This window comes from Prosthecobacter algae, from assembly GCF_039542385.1.
GTDB lineage: Bacteria > Verrucomicrobiota > Verrucomicrobiia > Verrucomicrobiales > Verrucomicrobiaceae > Prosthecobacter > Prosthecobacter algae.
In genome coordinates, this window is record NZ_BAABIA010000004.1 from 472,944 (window position 1) to 493,210 (window position 20,267).

Below are 20,267 nucleotides of genomic sequence, written 5' to 3' on the forward strand. Positions count from 1 at the left end.
CTGCTTGGCAAGTGATGAATGCCTCCTGCACCATGCCTATTCTTGAGTGTGACTATTTGGGGCCATTCCCCCAACCGCCGTGATTTCCGCCAGAACCTTTGCTCGCCATCCGTGAATCAAACGTGGACAAACCGCCCATCGGATGCCCCAATAGCACCCGCATGAACGCCTCCGCCAGCGCCGTCCCCTTGGTCGCCACCGATGTCCACCGCACCTACACCCTGGGCGGTCATCAGCTCCCCGTACTGCAAGGAGTGAATCTGGAAGTCGCTGCGGGTGAAAAGGTCTTTCTTTGCGGCCAGTCGGGTGCTGGGAAGACCACGCTGCTTTATGTGCTGGGCGGCTTGGAAAAGCCCACCTTGGGAGATGTCCGCGTCCATGGCCAGTCGCTCTACCATGGTGCTGCCAAGGCCCGTGCCAAGATGCGCAACCAGACCATGGGCTTCGTCTTTCAGCACTACTTCCTGCTGCCAGAACTCACCGCGTTGGAGAACGTCCTGCTCCCCTCCATGATCGGTGGCAAGCGGGCCGAAGCCCGCGCCCGGGAACTGCTGGACCGCGTCGGCCTCACGCCCCGCATTGACCACCTGCCCACCGAACTTTCCGGGGGCGAGCAGCAGCGTGTGGCCATTGCCCGTGCTCTGATCAACGACCCCGGCATTCTTTACGCCGATGAACCCACGGGCAACCTGGATGCCAGCACGGGCACAGGCGTCATGGACATGCTGATCAGTGTGGTCAATGAATCCCAAAAGACCCTCGTCGTGGTGACCCACGATCAGCAGATGGCCAAACGTGGCGATCGCCGTCTCATCCTCAAACAAGGCATCCTTGAAGAAGGCTGATCAGCCCCCGTTTTCCTGACCCATGCCCAAACCGCGCCGCAAATCCCGAGGCAAGTCCCGGTCTTTCCTCCGCCCTTTTCTGAAGCTGGTCCTGGGACTGGTGCTTTTGGCCGCACTGCTGGGCGGGGCCGCCTGGTGGTACTTTCATCCTCCCGTCACCGCCACTCGCGGCGTCCTTTACACCACACGGAATGGCCATGATCTGACGCTGGATATCTTCCGCCCCGCTGAACCCAGTGGAGCGGGCATTCTCATGATGGTCAGCGGCGGCTGGCAGTCAACGCCAGAGAAATTTCAGCCCTGGATGGCGGCCTCCTTTCTCCGCCGAGGCCATACCGTCATCGCAGTATCGCATCTCTCCCAGCCCGAGGCCAGCATTATGGAGATCGTCGAGGATGTGCACCGGGCAGTCCGTTTTGTTCGCCACCATGCCAAGGAGTACGGAGTGGACCCCCTGCGCCTCGGCGTTATTGGCGGCAGCTCAGGTGGCCACCTCGGCCTCATGCTCGCCACCCGGGGTGGTCCTGGCAGCCCGGCTTCCAATGATCCGGTGGACCGTGAAAGCAGCGCCGTGCAGGCCGCCACCGTCTTTTATCCCGTGACGGACCTGATCAACCTCGGCGACTCCACCCAAAACCTTCACGATGGCGGCCCGCCCAAAAGCTTCCGTCAGTCCTTCGGCCCCCATGGCACCAATTTGGCCGCCTGGAAGGTCATTGGCAGGGACATGTCCCCCATCTTCCACATCACGCCCGCCCTGCCTCCCGTCTTCATCATTCATGGCGATGCCGATACCCTGGTGCCGGTGGATCAGTCTCAGCGTTTCCAGAAACGCGCTGCCGAGGTAGGCCGCAAGGTCGAGGTGCTCGTCCGCCCCGGCAAAGGCCACGGCTGGTACACCATGCTGTGGGATGCGAATCTCTTTGCCGACTGGATGACCGAGCAGCTCTCGTCGCCGTCGCTTTGAGCAGCCCCTTCCTGAACCTTCCCTAAAATCTCATGTCGCAAATTTCGCGACATGCGCCAGACTGCCCACCCCTTTCCCATGTCCACCGAACGCAAGACCCTTGAAGAACGCGCCCAGATGTCCGACATCGAGCGCCTGCGCCACTCCTGTGCCCACATCATGGCCACCGCGATCCTGCGCATCTGGCCAGACGCCCAGTTCGCCTACGGCCCGCCGATTGAAAACGGCTTCTACTACGACTTCAAGATGGCCCACCGGGTGACCCCGGATGACTTCGAGAAGATCGAGGCCGAAATGAAGAAGATCTCCAAGGAGAACCAGAAATTCGAATGGAAAGGCGTCACCCGTGAAGAAGCCAAGGCCATGGCCGAAAGCGGTCGCCTCGGTGGCCTGTCCGAGCGCCCCGGTAACCCGAGTATCTTCAAGCTGGACCTCATTGATAAAATCCCGGAAGGCGAGCAGATCTCCTGCTTTCAAAACGGCGACTTCATTGACCTCTGCGCTGGCCCTCATGTCGGTTATAGCGGTAAGTGCAAAAACGTCAAGCTGACCTCTGTCTCCTCTTCCTTTTATCTCGGCGATGAGTCCAAAGGCCAGCTCCAGCGCCTCTACGGTACCGCCTTCCCGACCAAAGAAGAACTGGACGCTTACTTCGTGAATCTGGAAGAAGCCAAAAAGCGCGACCACCGCAAGCTGGGCAAGGAGTTGAAGCTTTTCCACATCGATGAAGACGTGGGCCAGGGCCTCATCCTCTGGACTCCAAACGGGGCCGTGCTCCGCCAGGAATTGCAAAATTTCATCGGCGAAGAGCTGCGCAAGCAGGGTTACCATCAGGTCTTCACTCCACACATCGGCAAGCTGGCCCTCTACAAGACCAGCGGTCACTTCCCTTATTACAAGGATGCCCAGTTCCCGGCTATCATCGAGCAGGACCAGCTTGAAAAGATCGCTCATGAAGGCTGCGGCTGCGCCGAAATGACCGCCCGTCTGGATGCCGTCTCTGCCCAGTTTGCCAGCCAGCTCAATGAGCGCGCGGGCCGCGAAATCATCGGTCAGGACCGCATCATGGATCCGGAGAAGCTGCTCGACGGTTTCCTCCTGAAACCGATGAACTGCCCGCATCACATCAAGATCTTCGCCAGCCAGCCCCATAGCTACCGCGACCTTCCTGTGCGTCTGGCCGAGTTCGGCACCGTCTATCGCTGGGAGCAGAGCGGTGAGCTCAATGGCATGACCCGCGTCCGTGGTTTCACCCAGGATGATGCCCACCTTTTCTGCACCGAAGACCAAGTTGCCGCCGAAGTCCTCGGCTGCCTTAGCCTCGTCAAGATCGTGCTCAACACCCTCGGCATGACCGACTACCGCGTGCGTGTGGGTCTTCGTGATCCGGATAACAACAAGTTCACCGGCAATCCCGCCCAGTGGGACAAGGCCGAAGCCGCTTGCCGCGAAGCCGCTGCCACTCTCGGCGTGCCCTTCACCGAGGAACCCGGCGAAGCCGCCTTCTACGGGCCGAAGATTGACTTCGTCATCAAAGACGTCATTGGCCGCGAATGGCAGCTCGGCACCGTGCAGGTGGACTACGTCCTCCCTGTCCGCTTCGATCTCAGCTACAACGGCCCGGACAACAAGCCTCACCGCCCCGTGATGATCCACCGCGCGCCCTTCGGCAGCATGGAGCGTTTCTGCGGCGTGCTGATCGAGCACTTCGCCGGTCACTTCCCGACTTGGCTCGCCCCAGAGCAGGTCCGTATCCTCACCATCAGTGAGAAGACCGACGCTTTTGCTGCCGAGATCTTCGCCCAGCTCAAAGAGGCTGGCCTGCGCGTGACCCTCGACAATGATGCCGACAAGATCGGTGCCAAGATCCGCAAGGCTCAGCTCGACAAGATCCCCTACATGCTCGTGCTCGGTGAAAAGGAAGCCGCTGCCAACAGCGTCGCCATCCGCCACAGCAAGCGCGGCGACCTCGGCGTGAAATCCGTGGCCGAATTCCTCACCGACGTCACCGCCGAGGTGAAGGAACGGAAGCTGTAAGTGCCATGGAAGCCACTCTCCAAGTGCTTAACGAACTGGAGCGCAAAGGCGTTCTTGGTCGTTATGCCATTGGATGGGCTGTGGCGGCCATTTTTTACATGGAGCCTTTTGCCACTTTTGACCTGGATATCTTTGTCATTTTGCCGACCCAGGGAATGCTGATAACCCTGGAGCCTCTTTACGCGGCTCTAAACGGAATGGGTTACTCATTGGACAAGGAATGCGTGGTGATTGAAGGAGTTCCGGTGCAGTTTTTGCCAGCCTACAATCCCTTGGTTGAGGAAGCTTTGAGTGCGGCTCAGGACACTAAGTTGGGCGAAACAATCACCCGTGTACTGTTGCCAGAATACCTCGCAGCCATCATGGTGCAGACGGGGCGTTCAAAGGACCGTCAGCGTTTGACTGCTTTTTTAGAGCAGGCAGTCTTCGACAAAACGCGTTTGGAGTCTATTCTGGCCAAGCATCAACTTGATCAACGATTCAGCTCATGGACACATCCCCTGAACTCCTGAAAAGCCTTCTGAATGCCAAGGCCGAACGCCGGGTAGCTTTGGTGAAGGCCAGTTTCGCAGAAAAAATCGAAATGCTGATTCGATTGCAGGAAATGACGGCCCCCATTCTTCGTCGTAAGGGTATTGATGCTAAACCTTGGTCACATTTGAAACAGCAGGTCAGGGTGTCTTGATCATGTTGGAAAGAGTTTGTTCGCTGGTGGCTGTTTATCTCGAAGCTACATTTGTGTCGCTTGAGTAAAAGCGCCCTCCGCGCCAGGGTGGCAGAGTTCAATCATGCCTCCCACCTTCAAACTTCTCTTCGTCTGCCTCGGCAACATCTGCCGCTCTCCCGCCGCAGAGGGCGTCATGCGCCGTGTGGTGGCGGAGGCCGGCCTGACCGAAACCATCCACATCGACTCAGCAGGCACCGCTGGCTGGCACACCGGCAAGCGGGCCGATGAGCGCATGCGGGTAGCAGCCCAGTCTCGCGGGCTGGAACTCACCAGCTTTGCCCGCCAGGTGAGGGATGCAGATCTCTCAGAATACGACCTCGTCCTCGTCATGGACCGCAGCAACCACCAGGACATCCGCGCCTTCGATCGCGAAAAAAATCACGCGGCAAAAGTGCGCCTCTTCTGCGAGTTTTGCACCGATCACGAAGAAACCGAAGTGCCCGACCCCTACTACGGCGGCCCGGAAGGTTTCGAAAAAGTGCTCGATCTCCTCGAAGACGGCTGCGCCGGTGTCTTGAAACACGTGCAAGGGCAGTTGCAGCCTCGGGTCTGAGCCTCTTCGCATTTCGTGCTGGCCATGCTACCTGGTTTCTGACTAAACCGTCCCTGTCATGAATCCCCGCATCGCCCTGGTCCTTCTCTCCTGCGTCCTCAGCATCGCCACCGGGCTGGTCCTGTCGCGGGGCAAAGGCGGCTCCACGGCAAAAAAAAGCGGGGGCCTCGTCATCGGCCTCAGCATGGATACCTTGAAGGAAGAGCGCTGGATCGGCGACCGCGACCTCTTTGTGGCCAAGGCCCGCGAGCTCGGTGCCGAAGTTCTGGTCGAGTCCGCCAACAGCGACGATACCCGCCAGCTCCGCGACGTGGAAAGCCTCATCACCCGCGGGGTGGATGCCCTCGTCATCATCCCTCACAATGGTGCCGCCATGGCCCGTGCGGTCGAAATGGCCCATGCCGAAGGCATCCCCGTCCTCTCCTACGACCGCCTCATCACCGGGGCCGATACCGACCTCTACATCACCTTTGACAACGTCAAGGTGGGCGAGCTCCAGGCCCAGTTCATCGCCGACCGTCTTCCGCCCCAGGGCAAGCTTCGCCTCATCCGCATCTATGGGGCAAAGACGGATAACAACGCCGTGCTTTTCAAACAGGGCCAGGACAACATCCTAAATCCTCTCATCCAGTCCGGCCGCATCGAGGTCGTTTTTGAAGACTGGGCCGAAGACTGGAAACCCGAGAACGCCAAAAAGATCACCAACGCCGCCATCACTAAAGCAGGGCAGGGGATCGATGCCATCCTCGCCAGCAACGACGGCACCGCAGGCGGAGCCATCCAGGCTTTGATCGAAGAAGGCCTCGCAGGCAAAGTCATCGTCACCGGCCAGGATGCCGACCTCGCCGGCTGCCAGCGCATCGTCGCAGGCACCCAAACGATGACCGTTTACAAACCCCTCAGCGTCCTCGCCAAACAGGCCGCCGATCTCGCCGTCAAGCTCGCCTCCGGCCGCCCCATCTTTGCCAAAGAAGAAAGCGACAACGGCAAAGTCAAAGTCCCTTCCGTCTTCCTGCCCATCTACTCAGTGACCGAGGAAAACCTCCGCGAAACCGTCGTCAAAGACGGCTTCCGTTCGGAAAAAGACGTTTACGGCGAATAGTCTAGCGTAGCTGCGGCTGCGTCCGCGTCCGCAAGAACGTGGCTCTCCGTGAATAACACACTCAAAGTTAGGTCGCTCGTCTTCGCTCTATCCTCTTTCCCGTTCCTCGAAAAAACAAGCCACTATAGCCCCTTCACCTTCTCCCTCACCGCCTCCAGGCTCGTCTGTTTGAGCACGATCTTCCCATCAGGACCGACCAAATAAAACGTCGGAAAATTGCGCAGGTTAAAAAGCGTCGTGATGGGGCCGGAGGTGGTGCCGTCGGACCAGTTGCGGAAGTTCACCTGGTAGTCGGCATAGGCCTTGCGGGCCTCTTCAGGAAGGTCCGTGTTGATGCCGAGCACGGTGACCGGTTTCCCCTTCATCTCCGTGACAAATTGGTTCACCATCGGCAGCACGCCGTGGCAGGCATGGCACCAGCCACCCCAGAAGATCAGCATCACATGCTGGCCGCGATGGTCACTCAGCTTGAAGGACTGGCCGTCCAGGTCCTTGCCCTCGATCTCCGGCACCTGACTGCCCACAGAAAGATTGCCCATCTCAAAAAGCATCCGTCCCGCCTGCTCGGCGATGGGGAAACCCTGGATGGTCACCTGCCCATGACTCGCCACGATTTCTTGAAAGCAGTCCATCGCCCGGCTCTTCGCGGCTTCCGCCTCCGTGGGAGAAAGCGCGGCCTCAAAGCGGCGAAAATACTGCATCCCCAGCGCGTGCAGCGCAGCGGCCTTTTCCTCCGCATGCGGATTCTTCTCCCGGATCGCCTGCAAAACGGGCTCCACCTGCTCCAGGGGCCGGAACTCCAGCGCCTTCACCGCCGGTGCAATGCCCGGTTTCATCGCCAGACTGCCCGCCAGCATCTGCAGGGCCTTTTCAGATTCTGGAAACGCCGCCGCCTGGGTGATCAGCCAGGAAACCCCCGTCACACTCCCCGCATCGTCCGGGTGGCTTTCCACGATCTGCATCACCCGCGTGGCATAGGGGCCCGCGCTCGGGATGGTGCCCCGGTACCGCGCCTTTTCCTCCTCGGTCGTCGCCGCGATGATCTTCTGCGTATTCGCCCGCACATTCGTTTCGTATTCGTCGATCACCCCCCGGATCTGCTCATGCACCGGACCCGCGACACGCGCCGTTTCACCCTGCATCGCAGGGACCCATAGCAAACCGGACAGAAGAAAGAGAACAAAATGCTTCATAAAAGGCAGTCTTCATGCACCCCAGCACCAGGGCAGGGAACAAGAAACCTAAGTTATGGTAATTATAAATCTTTGCAAACAAGAAGTGATCTCCCCCAGTCACACCCACCACCCGTTTGGCACCGCCATTTCTCCAAACCTCATTTTGAGAATTGAGGCCCGCCCCAGCCTATGCGATGGGCAAAGATGAAGATTTTGGCAGCCATGTCGGGAGGTGTGGACAGCAGCGTCGCCACGGCACTGCTCGTCCAGCAGGGGCATGAGGTGGTCGGGGCCTACATGAAAAACTGGATCAATGAAGAAAACATCGTTGGGCATTGCCCATGGGAAGAAGACATCGTGGATGCACGTGCTGTGGCGGATCAACTCGGCATTGAGTTCCATGTCGTGAATCTCATGCGTGAATATCGCGAGCGCGTGGTCAAATACCTTCTAGAAGGTTACCAGGATGGCATCACGCCAAATCCTGATGTGATGTGTAATCGCGAGATGAAATTTGGTGTTTTGTGGGACTGGGCGAAAGAGCGCGGATTTGATGCCATCGCCACCGGCCACTATGCCCAGAAAGGCGAAGATGGGCTGTCCATCCTGCGTGGGGCCGACCCTAACAAAGACCAAACCTATTTCCTGGCCATGATGAAACCGGAGCAGGTTCGAATTGCCCGTTTTCCCATCGGCCATCTGCTGAAGCCCGAACTCCGCGAAGAAGCCCGCAAGCTCGGGCTGAAGACCGCCGATAAAAAAGATAGCCAAGGCATCTGCTTCATCGGCGAGGTGAAGATGGAGGACTTCCTGCGCACCTTTGTGGACGATAAACCCGGCCCCATCGTCAATCTAGATGGCAAGGTGCTCGGAGAACATCGCGGTCTGCATCTCTACACCCTCGGTCAGCGCAAAGGCATCGGCGTGGCGAGTAACCTCTACAAACAAGCTTATGTCGTGGTCGCCAAACGCCATGAGAAGAATGAACTCGTCATCGCCATCGAGCGTCCGGATACTCCGCTCCTCTGGGCGCGCAAATGCACCCTCACTGGCCTTTCCACCACCGGCCTGCCTTTCGATGCCCCCCGCCTCCTCCAGGCCCAGCCGCGCTACCGCTGCCCAGCAGGCGATGCCGAATTCCGCCCCCTCGGCGATGGCCGGGCAGAGCTCGTCTATGCCCAGCCTCAGCGCGCCCTCACCCCCGGCCAGATCTGCGCCCTCTATGAAAAGGATCGTTTGTTAGGCGGTGCGGTGTTCGAGCACATCGAGTACGAGTCCTAACGAAGGCGCAAGGTAGCCCGCACAGTCCCCTGTGCGGTCTTGCGGCGTAGCCGCCACTCCAGTCAATGAAGGTGACGAACCAACACATCTTCCTCCATTCAAAACGCTTGGTGATTCAAAGTAGCCCGCACAGTCTCTTGTGCGGTCAGTCCTCTTGCGGCGCAGCCGCCCGAGGGGAGCGCGGAGATTCGCTTCGCGGCTTCGCACTTCTCCGCAAGCCGAAAAATGAGGCGGCGCAGCCGCCACTCCATTCAATGAGGGTAACGAACCAACACACCTTCCTCCATTCAAAACGCTTGGCGAGTCAGGCTCAAGGTAGCCCGCACAGTCCCTGTGCGGTCAGCAGCCTCGAACGCCCCAAACTCCCACCCTTTCCACCTATTCAGTCTGGCAAAAGAGAAACGGCCAAAGCCCGCCGCTCCCCTCACTCCCCACCCCGCGAGACCAGGAAATCCACGATGGTCTCCGCCAGCGTGCTGCTGATCCCCGGCACCTTCGCGATCTCCTCCGGCGTCGCCTTGCGCAGCCGCGCCACCGAGCCAAATTTCTTCAGCAGCGTCGCTTTGCGGGCTTGACTCACCCCTGGGCAATCATCCAGCAGGCTTTCCTCCACCCGTTTGCCTAACAAAAGTTGGTGATATCCGTTGGCCCATCGGTGGGCCTCGTCACGGATGCGCTGCAGCAACTTCAGCGCCCCCATCTCATGCGGCAGTACCAGCGGGTCCGGCTCATGCGGCCGGTAGATTTCTTCGCGCTCTTTCGCCAGGCCGATGATGGGCAGGTCAGAAAGGCCCAGCCGCTGCAGCTCCTTCATGGCCATGCCCAGTTGGCCCTTGCCACCGTCCACGATGACGAGGTCCGGTAGCCGGACAAACTTCTTCTTTTTCTCAGGCGGCAGCTCCGGCAGCTTCGCAGATTCCAGCCTGCGCATCATCTCCAGCGGCGTTTCCTGGGAGTAGTCCGCCTCCTCGCCCATCACCTCCCGGCCTTCCAGCAGGATGCGGGAGAACCGGCGGCGGATCACCTCCGCCATGCTGATGAAGTCATTCTGCCCCGTCACCGCCCGGATGCGGTAGCGGCGGTAGTTGGCATTGTCCGGCGTACCATCCTTGAAGCGCACCATGCTGGCCACGCAGTGCGCCGTGCCGATGTTCGCAATGTCAAAGCACTCCATCACCAGCGGCGGTTTGCCCAGGCCCAGGGCCTCCTGCAGCTCCTTCACATCCGCCATCGGGTCCAGGGTGGAGATCACCTTCGCCCGCGCCCCGCGCTGGAAGCTGCGTGTCGGGCTCAGCGTCTTCTTCAGGTCCTCCACCATGTCCCGCAGTTCAGCCGCCTTTTCAAAGTCCAGCTTCATTGCCGCCTTCTGCATCTCCTCCTCCAGCAGGGATACTAGGTCCTTCGTCCCTTTCCCGTCGAGGAAGGAACACGCCTGCTCCATGCGCTGCCGGTACTCTTCCACGCTCACCCGCCCGATGCACGGCGCGCAGCAGTTCTTGATGATGTCGTTGGAGCAATGCTTGTAGTCCTGCTCATCCGGGCGGATGGGCCGGCAGACCCGCAGACCAAACTTCTTGTTAAGCCAGTTCAGCGTCGTGCGCAGCGCGCCCGAATGGGCAAACGGCCCAAAGTAGCGCGCCCCGTCATCCCGCTTCATTCGCGTCAGGGTGAATTTGGGGAAGTCGTCCTGCAGATTTACCCGCACCATCAGGAAGCGCTTGTCATCGCGGAAGCTGATGTTGTACTTCGGCCGGAATTCCTTGATCAGCTTCCCCTCCAGCAGCAGCGACTCCGGCTCATTGCGCACCTCATGGATGTCGAAATCCCAGATGCTGGCGATCAGCGCCCGCGTCTTCCGGTCCACCAGCTTGGATCGCGCCGGGGTAAAGTAGTTCGACAGCCGCTTCCGCAGGTCCCGCGCCTTCCCCACATAGATCACGCTGTTCAGCCGGTCCCGCATCACATACACCCCCGGCGTGTGGGGCACATCACGCAGTTTCGCCATCAGGTCAGGTTTGGATCGGGGGTCGGGCACAGCGGGCAGAATTGTCTCCAAAATGGAACGTTTTCTCTCCCCATGCAAGACGCCCCCAAAGTGAGGCGGGCACTCTTGCCTGCCCCTCTGACCGCTAGCCCCCTGAAGCGCGTGCGTCTCGCCTATCGTTTTCCGCTTCTCGCGGGGAACCGTCCCCTAACTTCCTTTGCTCATCCCTTTTCCCCACATCGAACAACCTCCTGCAAAAATTTTCCCGAATGGCGGAGAGGATTGGAGAATGCCCTTCGGTCAGATTTTCCTTGGTAATCAAGGGCTTACGCCAGTGACATCGCGCCTTAGTGTGCCGCTTTGGTGTGACATTTGCAAGAGCTAATCATGTGGCTTCGTTTCGCTTTCGCCGTATGCTGAGCGATGACTCCCAAACAAATCACAGACATCTACATTTCCAATCGAGCCAGCATGTCCGTTGCTGAGGCGGCACAGGTAACCTTGCTACAATGCCGACTCACACCATCTTCGCTGGTGGACCTTTTTGGCGCGGGGATACTCGATAGCAATGAACACATGGGGACCATGCAAACGCATCGCAACGAGCTTCTGAGCTACTTCACTGATCTGGTAAATAAGGCGTGATGACACACTGCCACAGTTAATTGCCACTCTTTTGAGGCTCATTCACGGAGAGGCGCAAGCTTTGGCTTGAACTGCGACGTGTTCAATACGAACGGCTTTTGCAGCGTGGCGGCTTCTTTTTGAGCCTTTGCGTTTTCGTCCAACTGGAATCGCTTCTCCTTGATGATGCCGCCCATCTTTTTGAGCAGTTCAACGATGCCTTGCTGTTTCTTCATCCGAACCAGAACCTCATGGTTCACTTCGGGGTCTGGCATGAGTGGTTTCCCTCCCGGCCCGCTGTGTTCAAATTGCTGTGGTCTAGCGAAGTCTTCGGGGTGACGGCGCTCCAGCATCCATGCTGCGGCACGCCAGTCACGCTTTGCCGCTTCGCAGATTGAGGAAACATGCACCTGCATGGCGACGGCTTGCGAGCGCCGGAGTAGCTGGCAAAACTGGCGATATTCCGGCGGGGCACTTTCGTTCTCTCCCCGCTTCTGCCAGTGGTTGAGTGTGTCGTATGACATGCCCGCCATCGCGGCGGCCTGTTTAAGTGGCATTCCCAGCTCAATAGCTTTCAATAGCGCAGCTTGCCGCGTGGGGTTCAACAGCGTAGGTCTGCCTGGCTTTTTGGCTGGCTTCTTGGGGATGTAAACAGGCTGGGGCATGAGGATATTAAAAATCTGCCCGGAACTATTATGCTTCAAAGCCAAGCCAACCAATGCACGTATAGAATAGCCTTTGTCACCAAATGACTCAACTCCTCAAGGGGTTGAAAAACGATGGTGAAAGTCGCGAGGAAAAAAATTAATCGGTTGCGACGCTATTCATTAGCTTGCTATAAAATCTTTTTGAGCCTTGTTTGATCAAAATATGGGATACAGCGATAAACTTGAAGTCACGATCTCATGCGATGATTGCGGGGTCACTGAGGAGAACTCTGCAAAAGATTACGGCGGTGGATATGGCGGGCCAGCATGGGAGCATTTAGACAGCTTTTCTGATTTTACGGTGGTTGCCACGCATGATGAAAGAAGAGGACCAGATATTAAATCTGCCACCTGCAAGAAGTGCTGTAAGCCTGCAAAGATCCAAAAGAAGTATTCTCAGTGAGAGCCAGAAGCCTTCTGCTCCGTTGTTTTGGAAGGCAAAATTTGCCTTATATTTTTACTAAGATATGATCCAGTTTGGCAAAAAGAGGTTTTTCAATGACTGCCTTTTGATCTCTTAAAATTACTTCTCCTCATGATTCTCTATATCAGCATTCATTGAGCCGGTTTTAATCAACCGAACTGTCTCGCCTTCAACCAGGATGAGGTCCGGTTGGTCTGCTCGATTAAAGTCATAGTATCGCGCACCTTTAATTGTCGCCGTCTCGGTTTTAAATGAATAGCATTCATTTAAAACGAAGCCGTATCTTGCGAACCCGCTGTTGAAGAGGCCATCCGAACTTCGTGGGTATTTTTCATATCTCTCAAGATTGTATTCAGACTTTAAAATCTTGATGAACGCCTTTTCAGCATCGGCAGCAAGTTGAGCAGGTGGTAAAGGATGTATTTCATAATTCAGGTCTGCCTCATTCAGGTCTTCTATACCCATTGACACTATTTGCATATCTTCGACATTGAACATGAAGATCATCAATTCGTCTGTTAAGCGAGCCGTTGGAGTGATCTGGGTCTCATTGCCCAAGATGCGGCTCCTATTTTCATGCGCTGTTCTAAACAAACGAGAAAAACTGTCATTTCTGCGCGAAAGCCCCACGTAGTGGAGGTCAACCGTTGTGAATTTCCGATAATTTTCAAGTCCTTCTACCTCCAGAATACCTTGCGCATAAAACGTAAACAGCCTGTCAGGCGTGAGCCAATGAACAACTTTGCATTCTTCTAGATTTTTTCCCTCTTCGGCCTTGCGGATACGAATCATCTTTGGGCCAATCTCTGCAAGCAGGGAGTCTGATGATGCTTTTTGGATAAACTGCTCCATGGGCAAACGAACGTTTTTGATGGAGTCAGAACCACATATCAGGTCAAAGGTGATACATCCTTCGGCCTCATTTAAAATGTACTTTTCAAACTTAACCTCCACCCTCTGGCCAATCATATAAAGCTTGCTTTCGTTATGCAAGGCGTGCACGTCTGGGTCATCCTTTAACCACTCGCATTCCTGATTTGAAAGCGGAGAAAATGCTAGAGACAATGTGTGAATAGCTACTTTTTGCATAAAATTATAGAGGAGTGTCGATTCGTTTGAGTAAACGGTAAACGGAAGTGCTGTGCCATTGTTTGCCCTGTGGTGTTGCGATTTTGGACGCATTTAAAGCTGTGGCTATATCGCGAACGGTTTTGATGCCCTGCAATTTGAAGGCTTCAATTGTTGCCTTCAAGTCGGATGCGGTTTGCATGGCTTTGGTATGATTCTCCTTGCCCAGTTTCGCACCATGCTTTGCTAAAATCACTCCTCTTGCCTTGGCGCTTGAGAGAGCTGCTTTGGTGCGAGATTAGATGGCACGGGCTTCTTCTTCCGCGACGGCGGCGAGGATTTGCACCGTGAGCCGGTTGGCTGGCGGGTTGTCAACTGCCAAAAACTCAGTGCGGTACTCCATCAGGCCGGAAATGAAGTGAAGATTGCGGGCTAGCCTGTCCAGCTTGGCAATCACGAGCGTTGCCTTCTGCTTTTTGCAAAGAGCGAGAGCGGCGTTTAACTGAGGGCGATTCTTGCGCTTGCCGCTCTCCACTTCCACAAACTTGCCAACGAGGTTCCACTTGCCGCCATTCAGATAGGCTTCCACGGCTGCCTTCTGTGCTTCCAGTCCAAGACCGCTCTCGCCCTGCTTGGCTGTCGAAACCCGATAATATGCCACAAATTTGCCGTCCATGTTCACATATATACGAGCGTTTATGCATGCCCTGATCCCCCAAACCCCCGTTTTGCTTTCTTGCATCGGTGGGGGCTTTCCTTGATAATAGAGAAGACCTGTCGGCCAACCTTCCTCTGACCGGGTTTTTGCCATGTTCATGCCTGCCCTTTTTCTCTTTCGATCCGTCCGCCCCATGGGGAGGATGTGGGGAAGGGATGGGGATTTTCATCCCCATCGCAAGGCGTTCGTTTTCAACCGTTTAACCCCGAAAATCCCCAAATGGGGAGAAAAACGCATTCTTCCCCATCCCCACGTTCAGCGGGGGATCTTCCCAGGAGCGTTGAGGGCTGTGGCCCGGGTGCCTGCTCAGCCAGCCTCTCGCGCCGTGGCCGCCGATGGCATTCACTCACGGTTGATTGAGTGCCGGGCCTGTTTTTAGACGTATCCTCCTTACCCCAACCGCTTTCGTTTCTTTCCTTCCATTTGCGACCATGTCTGCGACACCCATTTCTGCCCAGCCACCGGAAAAGCTCACCGGCATTCACATCGGCAAGACCAAGCACTCAGCTGCTGGTGTGCCGGCCGTGGCAAATTCCTTGAAGCATGTGTACGGCAGCAGCGGCCTACTGCGCGGCACCTCCGCAATGCTGAAGCTGAACCAGACTGGCGGCTTTGACTGCCCGAGCTGCGCCTGGCCCGACCCGGAAGATCACCGCAGCGCTTTTGAGTTTTGCGAAAACGGGGCCAAGGCGATTGCCTCCGAAACCACCAAGAGCCGGGTCACTCCGCAGTTCTTTGCGGACAACAGCGTGGCCGAGCTTTCGGAGTGGAGCGATTACGAGATGGATCAGGCCGGGCGCATCACCCATCCCATGATTTTGCGCGAAGGCGCGACCCATTATGAGGAGATTTCCTGGGATGATGCCTTCAGCCTCATCGGGCAGGAGCTGAACGCGCTGGCCTCGCCCGATGAGGCGGTGTTTTATACCTCAGGCCGCGCCACCAATGAAGCGGCGTTTTTGTACCAGCTTTTTGTTAGGCATTTCGGCACGAACAATCTTCCTGATTGCTCCAACATGTGCCACGAATCCAGCGGCGCGGCCCTGGGCCAAAGCGTGGGTGTGGGGAAGGGGACGGTGACCCTGAAGGACCTGGAGACAGCCGAAACCATCCTCATCATGGGCCAGAACCCAGGGACGAACCACCCGCGCATGCTCAGCAGCCTGCAGCGTGCAGTGGAAAACGGGGCCACCATCATCGCCGTAAACCCGATGAAGGAGGCGGGCCTCACCGGCTTCATGCACCCGCAGCAGGTGAAGGGCGTGCTGGGCATGTCCACCCCGCTGGCGAAACACTTTCTTCAAGTGAACTTGAATGGCGACCAGGCCTTGCTCAAAGGCATCGCGAAGACGCTCGTGGAAGATGGCAGCCTGGATGAAGGATTCCTGGCCGAGCATGTCCAAGGTTTTGAGCCCTATCGTGAGCATCTGCGCGGGCTTGATTGGGCGGAGTTGGAAAAGCTGTCTGGCATCCAGCGCGATGTCATGCAGATGGTGGCCCGCCAAGCCGCTAACGGTCAGCGCAAGTTGATCACCTGCTGGGCCATGGGGCTGACCCAGCACAAGAACGCCGTGGCCACGATCCAGGAGGTGGTGAACATCCACCTCATGCTGGGGGCCATCGGCCGTGAAAGCGCGGGCCTTTGCCCCGTCCGTGGCCATAGCAATGTCCAGGGAGACCGCACCATGGGCGTCTTTGAGAAGATGCCAGAATGGTTCATGGACAACCTGGAAAACGTATTCCAGTTCCCGGTTCCCCGTCATCATGGCTGGGATACCGTGGCGGCCATTCAGGCCATGCATGAAGGCCGTGGCAAAGTGTTCTATGCCTTGGGAGGCAACTTCCTCCAGGCCACGCCGGACACCGAATTCACCGGCGAGGCCCTGCGCCGCTGCCAGCTCACGGTCCATGTTTGTACCAAGCTCAACCGCAGCCACTTGGTCACCGGGCGCATCGGTTTGATTCTGCCCTGCCTCGGCCGCAGCGAGTGGGAGGTTCGCGGGGACCTCACCCAGTTTTGCACGGTGGAAAACAGCATGAGCGTGGTGCACTCCTCGCATGGTCATCTGGAGCCCGCTTCACCGCATCTGCTGAGCGAACCGGTCATCGTCGCCCGCACGGCGGCGGCCACTCTTGGCGCAAGATCGAAGGTGGACTGGGCCGCACTGGCCGAAGATTACGACCGCATTCGCGACCTCATTGAGCGCGTGGTCCCAGGCTTTGAGGACTTCAACAGCCGCATCCGTGAACCCGGCGGCTTTTATCTGCCCAACACTGCCCGCCAGCGCATCTGGAAAACCCGCAGCGGCAAGGCCGAGATTCACACCCACGACCTTCAAGTCCTGGTGCCGGGACCAGGCCAGCTTGTCCTCCAGACCTTCCGCAGCCATGACCAGTTCAATACGACAGTCTATGGTCTGAATGACCGTTATCGTGGCATCGGCAATGAGCGCCGGATCATCTTCATGAACCCTCAGGACATGAAGAACCGCGGCATCGGGCCGCTGGAGCCGGTGGACATCACCAGCCACTTCAAGGGCGAAACAAGGCATGCCCCGCGTTTCCTCGCCGTGCCCTATGATCAGCCGCCCGGCAATTGCGCCGCCTACTTCCCCGAAGCAAACGTATTGGTCCCCATCGGCAGCTTCGCCGACGTCAGTCTCACCCCCACTTCCAAGAGTGTTTTGGTTACCATCCAACGTTCTGCTTAATATCGTGTCGAACCTACCTTCTATGAAACCCGCCTTGATCGCCCTCTTTACCCTGATGACCGCCATGTCAGGAGCTGCCATCGTCGAAAAACCTGTCGAATACAAAGCGGGCGATGTCGTTTGCGAAGGCTGGCAGGCCTATGACGACGCCGTCCAGGGCAAGCGCCCCTCCATCCTCATCGTCCACCAGTGGACCGGGGTGAGCGACAATGAAAAGATGCGCGCCAAGATGCTGGCGGAACTGGGCTACAACGTCCTCGTGGCCGATGTCTATGGCAAAGGCATCCGCCCCCAGCCGCCTGAGGCGGGCAAGGAGGCCGGCAAGTACAAAACCAATCGCCCTCTGCTGCGCGACCGCGTGAACGCTGCCTTGGCCCTGCTGAACAAGGATGCGTTGACGGACACCTCCAAGGTGGCCTGCATCGGTTACTGCTTTGGCGGCACCGCCGCGATTGAGCTCGGCCGTAGCGGTGCCGCCGTGAAAGGCATCGTCAGTTTCCATGGCAGCCTGGACTCCCCAAATCCTGCGGATGGCAAGAACATCAAGGCCAAGGTGCTGGCCCTCCATGGTGCCGATGATCCATTCGTCGCAGTCAAGGATCTGGCCGCCTTTGAGCAGGAGATGAAGGATTCCGGGGTGGATTACAAGCTGGTGCAATACCCAGGTGCCGTGCACAGCTTCACCCAAAAGGCAGCTGGCAATGACAACAGCAAAGGCGCCGCCTACAACGAGGCGGCGGACAAAGCCTCCTGGGATGAAATGAAGGCCTTCTTTGGCCGCATCTTCGCTGAATAAGCTTCCATGAAAACGCTGCGATTCCTCTCCCTCCTGGTCGCAGTGACGGCCACGGTTTCAGCCCCTGCGGCTGAGACCAAGCCCGCGCCTGCGAGTCCCGCACCGCTGGGCGGCTTGGTGGAAGAGGAGGCCACGGATTTCCTTCGCTTCGTCGAAAACGACGACGGCGAATCTCTGCAAACGGCCATCGTGACCTATGTTTCACCCGCCGGGGTGAAGGTGGACCTCGTTGGGGCCGTTCACATTGCGGACAAGGCGTACTTTGATGCGCTAAACGCCCGCTTCAAAACCTACGAGGCCGTGCTTTATGAACTCGTGGGCCGCCCCATCGAACTGCGGGAAGACCTGAAGCCGGGAGACGGGTCCGAAAAACTCCAGTGGCTGGGCCAAGTACAAGAGATGATGCGCAAGATCCTGAAGCTGGAAAGCCAGCTCCGGGGCATTGATTACAAGGCCAAAAACTTTGTCCATGCTGACATGAGCGTGGAAGGCTTCTTTGAATCCCAGGAAGCGAAGAAGGAAACCTTCATCACCCTGTGGTTCAAAGCCATGCAGGCCCAGGGCGCGCTGGACCGCGACCGTCCGCAACCCAGCATGGTGGAACTGCTCATGATCCTGCGTCAGGAAGATCCCTCCATGGATCTGAAGCGCCTCGTGGGGCAGGAGTTCGACAGCATGGAGAAGCTGATCATGGGCATGGAATCCAATGGCGGCACCAGCATCATTGGCGAGCGCAACCGCCATGCCCTGGAAGTCCTGGAGAAGGAAATCAAGGCAGGCAAAAAGCGCCTGGCCATCTTTTACGGGGCCGCCCATTTGCCCGACATGGAGAAGCGTTTACTGGCCCAGGGCTACCGGCGTGAAAAGCTTGAATGGGTGAAAGCCTGGGACCTGCCCTGGGAAGAGTGAAGACATGCGAAGCGGCTCTCAATTTTTTGCTCAAAAAAGCAAAACATCTGTTGCATGTTTCAACCGCTGGCTATACTCCCAGCCCTGCAAATCAGCAGCCCTGCTCGGGTGGCGGAATTGGTATACGCGCAAGACTAAGGATCTTGTGCCGAAAGGCTTAAGGGTTCGAGTCCCTTCCCGAGCACCACTCTTCTCAACAGAGAGAGTGCCCCACTCAAAACAACAAGTCGAGAGGCTGGCAAGATTCCTGCATCAAGCGGCGTAATTCAGGATATGCTCACTCTTTCCGGTCCTTCCCATGGCAAACTTTGCGACGGTTACTCGCGTCGTGACTTTCTGCGCATCGGTGGCCTAGCCATGGGTGGGCTTTCTCTGCCGGACCTTTTGAAGGCCGAAGTCGAGGCCAAGGCAGGTCGCAGCTTCAAATCCATCATCATGATCTACCTGTGCGGTGCACCGCCGCACCAGGACATGTGGGATCTGAAGATGGATGCACCGCTGGAGATTCGCGGGCCTTATAAACCCATCTCGACCAATGTGGCAGGCATTCAGATCTCTGAGCATGCGCCACGGCTGGCCAAGATGATGGACAAGTTGGTGCCCATCCGGAGCATGTACGGATCCCCCACGGGAGCCCATGATTCCTTCATTTGTTATACCGGGCGTGCGCCCAATCCGGCGGGCGGTGCAGCACCCACAGGACGGCAGGCCGACCATCCCTCGCTAGGCTCCGTGGTGTCACGTTTGAAAGGGCAGGGGGATCCCGCGATGCCTGCCTTCATCGGCCTGTCACCGAAAGCGGGTCATCCGCCTTATGGCTCACCTGGGCATCCTGGATATCTGGGACCTTCGCACTCCGCTTTCCGCCCGAACGGGGCCGGGGTGGAAGACCTCAAGTTGAACAACATCTCCATGAGCCGGTTGGATGATCGCCGCGCTTTGCTGACCGGGTTTGACCAGTTCCGCCGTGACCTGGATCACTCGGGTCTCGTGGAAGGCATGGATTCGTTTAACCAACAGGCTTTTAACGTGCTCACCTCCAGCAAGCTGCTGGATGCCTTGGACCTGGAGAAGGAGTCGCCCAAGATCCGTGAACGTTATGGCAAGGGCGACCCGAAAAACTACGGCGATGGTGCACCGCTGAACCTGGAGCATTTCCTCATGGCGCGCCGCCTCGTTGAAGCTGGTGCACGTGTGGTGACGCTGAACTTTGGCCGCTGGGATTTCCATGACCGCAATTACCCGCAGTTGCTACGGCACCTGCCTTTGTTTGATCAGGGCATGAGTGCGCTGGTGCAGGATCTGCATGACCGCGGCCTGGACAAGGATGTGGCCGTGGTGGCCTGGGGTGAGTTTGGCCGCACGCCAACTGTAAATGCCCAAGGTGGTCGCGACCACTGGCCACGCGTGGGCGGGGCGATGCTGGCAGGCGGCGGGTTCAAGACCGGGCAGGTGATCGGCGCGACAGACCGCCTGGGCGGTGAGCCGACGGAGCGCGGGGTCCACTTCGGCGAGGTGTTTGCCTCGCTGTATCAGTTCATGGGCATTGATCCGCACAAGAACACCCTGGATGATCTTTCGGGCCGTCCTCAGTATCTGGTGGATGGCTGGCAGGCGATGCCGGAACTGGTGTAGAGAC

General features: G+C 57.7%; 19 protein-coding genes and 1 tRNA gene. 14 read left to right on the forward strand and 6 right to left on the reverse strand.

Translation table 11 applies throughout. The features are described from left to right. Positions 1-161: 161 nt before the first annotated feature. From ABEB25_RS11815 to ABEB25_RS11845, 7 genes are all read left to right on the forward strand, one after another. Complete coding sequence (locus ABEB25_RS11815; protein WP_345736613.1) at positions 162-845, forward strand: ABC transporter ATP-binding protein; 684 nt, start codon at positions 162-164, stop codon at positions 843-845. Between the two features lie 22 nt (positions 846-867). Beyond that, the gene (locus ABEB25_RS11820; RefSeq protein WP_345736614.1) at positions 868-1,812 is read left to right on the forward strand and encodes an alpha/beta hydrolase; all 945 of its coding nucleotides are present in this window, start codon (positions 868-870) and stop codon (positions 1,810-1,812) included. 78 nt (positions 1,813-1,890) lie between these two features. Further along, on the forward strand, positions 1,891-3,849 hold the full coding sequence (gene thrS, locus ABEB25_RS11825; protein ID WP_345736615.1) for a threonine--tRNA ligase: 1,959 nt from the start codon (positions 1,891-1,893) through the stop codon (positions 3,847-3,849). 5 nt (positions 3,850-3,854) lie between these two features. Beyond that, positions 3,855-4,361 (forward strand): hypothetical protein, encoded by a 507-nt coding sequence (locus tag ABEB25_RS11830; protein WP_345736616.1) that lies wholly within the window; start codon positions 3,855-3,857, stop codon positions 4,359-4,361. Beyond that, positions 4,337-4,534 (forward strand): hypothetical protein, encoded by a 198-nt coding sequence (locus tag ABEB25_RS11835; RefSeq protein WP_345736617.1) that lies wholly within the window; start codon positions 4,337-4,339, stop codon positions 4,532-4,534. Before ABEB25_RS11830 ends, ABEB25_RS11835 begins: the two co-directional genes overlap by 25 nt. 103 nt (positions 4,535-4,637) lie before the next feature. After that, complete coding sequence (locus tag ABEB25_RS11840; RefSeq protein WP_345736618.1) at positions 4,638-5,129, forward strand: low molecular weight protein-tyrosine-phosphatase; 492 nt, start codon at positions 4,638-4,640, stop codon at positions 5,127-5,129. Positions 5,130-5,187: 58 nt separating this feature from the next. Next, positions 5,188-6,231, forward strand: a complete 1,044-nt coding sequence (locus tag ABEB25_RS11845) for a sugar ABC transporter substrate-binding protein (RefSeq protein ID WP_345736619.1) — start codon at positions 5,188-5,190, stop codon at positions 6,229-6,231. Positions 6,232-6,353: 122 nt separating this feature from the next. Here the strand turns inward: ABEB25_RS11845 and ABEB25_RS11850 are convergent, their stop codons facing one another. Next, positions 6,354-7,424, reverse strand: coding sequence for a redoxin domain-containing protein (locus tag ABEB25_RS11850; protein WP_345736620.1), 1,071 nt, complete (start codon positions 7,422-7,424; stop codon positions 6,354-6,356). Positions 7,425-7,610: 186 nt separating this feature from the next. Between ABEB25_RS11850 and mnmA the strand changes: the two genes are divergently transcribed. Beyond that, a complete protein-coding gene (mnmA, locus tag ABEB25_RS11855; RefSeq protein WP_345736621.1) occupies positions 7,611-8,687 on the forward strand; it encodes a tRNA 2-thiouridine(34) synthase MnmA in 1,077 nt (358 codons plus the stop codon). A 424-nt stretch (positions 8,688-9,111) separates the two neighbouring features. Here mnmA and ABEB25_RS11860 read toward each other — a convergent pair whose 3' ends face one another. Continuing rightward, complete coding sequence (locus tag ABEB25_RS11860) at positions 9,112-10,692, reverse strand: excinuclease ABC subunit UvrC (RefSeq protein ID WP_425572042.1); 1,581 nt, start codon at positions 10,690-10,692, stop codon at positions 9,112-9,114. Between the two features lie 662 nt (positions 10,693-11,354). Further along, positions 11,355-11,960 carry a hypothetical protein gene (locus tag ABEB25_RS11865; RefSeq protein WP_345736623.1) on the reverse strand — a complete coding sequence of 202 codons (606 nt, stop codon included), beginning with the start codon at positions 11,958-11,960 and terminating at the stop codon, positions 11,355-11,357. 190 nt (positions 11,961-12,150) lie between these two features. Here ABEB25_RS11865 and ABEB25_RS11870 point away from each other — a divergent pair, with 190 nt between their 5' ends. Further along, entirely contained in the window at positions 12,151-12,405 is a 255-nt protein-coding gene (locus tag ABEB25_RS11870) for a hypothetical protein (protein ID WP_345736624.1), read from the forward strand. A gap of 120 nt (positions 12,406-12,525) precedes the next feature. Here the strand turns inward: ABEB25_RS11870 and ABEB25_RS11875 are convergent, their stop codons facing one another. The 3 genes from ABEB25_RS11875 to ABEB25_RS24500 form a co-directional block, all read right to left on the reverse strand. Next, entirely contained in the window at positions 12,526-13,515 is a 990-nt protein-coding gene (locus ABEB25_RS11875; RefSeq protein WP_345736625.1) for a hypothetical protein, read from the reverse strand. A 4-nt stretch (positions 13,516-13,519) separates the two neighbouring features. After that, positions 13,520-13,696, reverse strand: coding sequence for a recombinase family protein (locus tag ABEB25_RS24495; RefSeq protein WP_425572035.1), 177 nt, complete (start codon positions 13,694-13,696; stop codon positions 13,520-13,522). Positions 13,697-13,792: 96 nt separating this feature from the next. After that, complete coding sequence (locus ABEB25_RS24500; RefSeq protein WP_425572036.1) at positions 13,793-14,311, reverse strand: recombinase family protein; 519 nt, start codon at positions 14,309-14,311, stop codon at positions 13,793-13,795. Between the two features lie 332 nt (positions 14,312-14,643). On the opposite strand from ABEB25_RS24500, the gene ABEB25_RS11885 reads away from it, so the two are divergent. The 5 genes from ABEB25_RS11885 to ABEB25_RS11905 all read left to right on the forward strand — a co-directional run bounded on the left by ABEB25_RS11885 (position 14,644) and on the right by ABEB25_RS11905 (position 20,263). After that, entirely contained in the window at positions 14,644-16,923 is a 2,280-nt protein-coding gene (locus tag ABEB25_RS11885) for an FdhF/YdeP family oxidoreductase (RefSeq protein ID WP_345736626.1), read from the forward strand. A 22-nt stretch (positions 16,924-16,945) separates the two neighbouring features. Next, complete coding sequence (locus tag ABEB25_RS11890; protein ID WP_345736627.1) at positions 16,946-17,719, forward strand: dienelactone hydrolase family protein; 774 nt, start codon at positions 16,946-16,948, stop codon at positions 17,717-17,719. A 6-nt stretch (positions 17,720-17,725) separates the two neighbouring features. Next, on the forward strand, positions 17,726-18,628 hold the full coding sequence (locus ABEB25_RS11895; RefSeq protein ID WP_345736628.1) for a hypothetical protein: 903 nt from the start codon (positions 17,726-17,728) through the stop codon (positions 18,626-18,628). A gap of 102 nt (positions 18,629-18,730) precedes the next feature. Beyond that, positions 18,731-18,815: transfer RNA gene (locus ABEB25_RS11900), tRNA-Leu, on the forward strand. An 86-nt stretch (positions 18,816-18,901) separates the two neighbouring features. Continuing rightward, positions 18,902-20,263 carry a DUF1501 domain-containing protein gene (locus ABEB25_RS11905; protein ID WP_345736629.1) on the forward strand — a complete coding sequence of 454 codons (1,362 nt, stop codon included), beginning with the start codon at positions 18,902-18,904 and terminating at the stop codon, positions 20,261-20,263. Positions 20,264-20,267 lie beyond the last annotated feature (4 nt).

Bases quoted from the DNA above. Each gene is read 5' to 3' on its own strand.
- ABEB25_RS11815 (WP_345736613.1), top strand. From the start codon at position 162: ATGAACGCCTCCGCCAGCGCCGTCCCCTTGGTCGCCACCGATGTCCAC.
- ABEB25_RS11820 (WP_345736614.1), top strand. From the start codon at position 868: ATGCCCAAACCGCGCCGCAAATCCCGAGGCAAGTCCCGGTCTTTCCTC.
- thrS (WP_345736615.1), top strand. From the start codon at position 1,891: ATGTCCACCGAACGCAAGACCCTTGAAGAACGCGCCCAGATGTCCGAC.
- ABEB25_RS11830 (WP_345736616.1), top strand. From the start codon at position 3,855: ATGGAAGCCACTCTCCAAGTGCTTAACGAACTGGAGCGCAAAGGCGTT.
- ABEB25_RS11835 (WP_345736617.1), top strand. From the start codon at position 4,337: ATGGACACATCCCCTGAACTCCTGAAAAGCCTTCTGAATGCCAAGGCC.
- ABEB25_RS11840 (WP_345736618.1), top strand. From the start codon at position 4,638: ATGCCTCCCACCTTCAAACTTCTCTTCGTCTGCCTCGGCAACATCTGC.
- ABEB25_RS11845 (WP_345736619.1), top strand. From the start codon at position 5,188: ATGAATCCCCGCATCGCCCTGGTCCTTCTCTCCTGCGTCCTCAGCATC.
- ABEB25_RS11850 (WP_345736620.1), bottom strand. From the start codon at position 7,424: ATGAAGCATTTTGTTCTCTTTCTTCTGTCCGGTTTGCTATGGGTCCCT.
- mnmA (WP_345736621.1), top strand. From the start codon at position 7,611: ATGAAGATTTTGGCAGCCATGTCGGGAGGTGTGGACAGCAGCGTCGCC.
- ABEB25_RS11860 (WP_425572042.1), bottom strand. From the start codon at position 10,692: ATGGCGAAACTGCGTGATGTGCCCCACACGCCGGGGGTGTATGTGATG.
- ABEB25_RS11865 (WP_345736623.1), bottom strand. From the start codon at position 11,960: ATGCCCCAGCCTGTTTACATCCCCAAGAAGCCAGCCAAAAAGCCAGGC.
- ABEB25_RS11875 (WP_345736625.1), bottom strand. From the start codon at position 13,515: ATGCAAAAAGTAGCTATTCACACATTGTCTCTAGCATTTTCTCCGCTT.
- ABEB25_RS24495 (WP_425572035.1), bottom strand. From the start codon at position 13,696: ATGCAAACCGCATCCGACTTGAAGGCAACAATTGAAGCCTTCAAATTG.
- ABEB25_RS24500 (WP_425572036.1), bottom strand. From the start codon at position 14,311: ATGAACATGGCAAAAACCCGGTCAGAGGAAGGTTGGCCGACAGGTCTT.
- ABEB25_RS11885 (WP_345736626.1), top strand. From the start codon at position 14,644: ATGTCTGCGACACCCATTTCTGCCCAGCCACCGGAAAAGCTCACCGGC.
- ABEB25_RS11890 (WP_345736627.1), top strand. From the start codon at position 16,946: ATGAAACCCGCCTTGATCGCCCTCTTTACCCTGATGACCGCCATGTCA.
- ABEB25_RS11895 (WP_345736628.1), top strand. From the start codon at position 17,726: ATGAAAACGCTGCGATTCCTCTCCCTCCTGGTCGCAGTGACGGCCACG.
- ABEB25_RS11905 (WP_345736629.1), top strand. From the start codon at position 18,902: ATGCTCACTCTTTCCGGTCCTTCCCATGGCAAACTTTGCGACGGTTAC.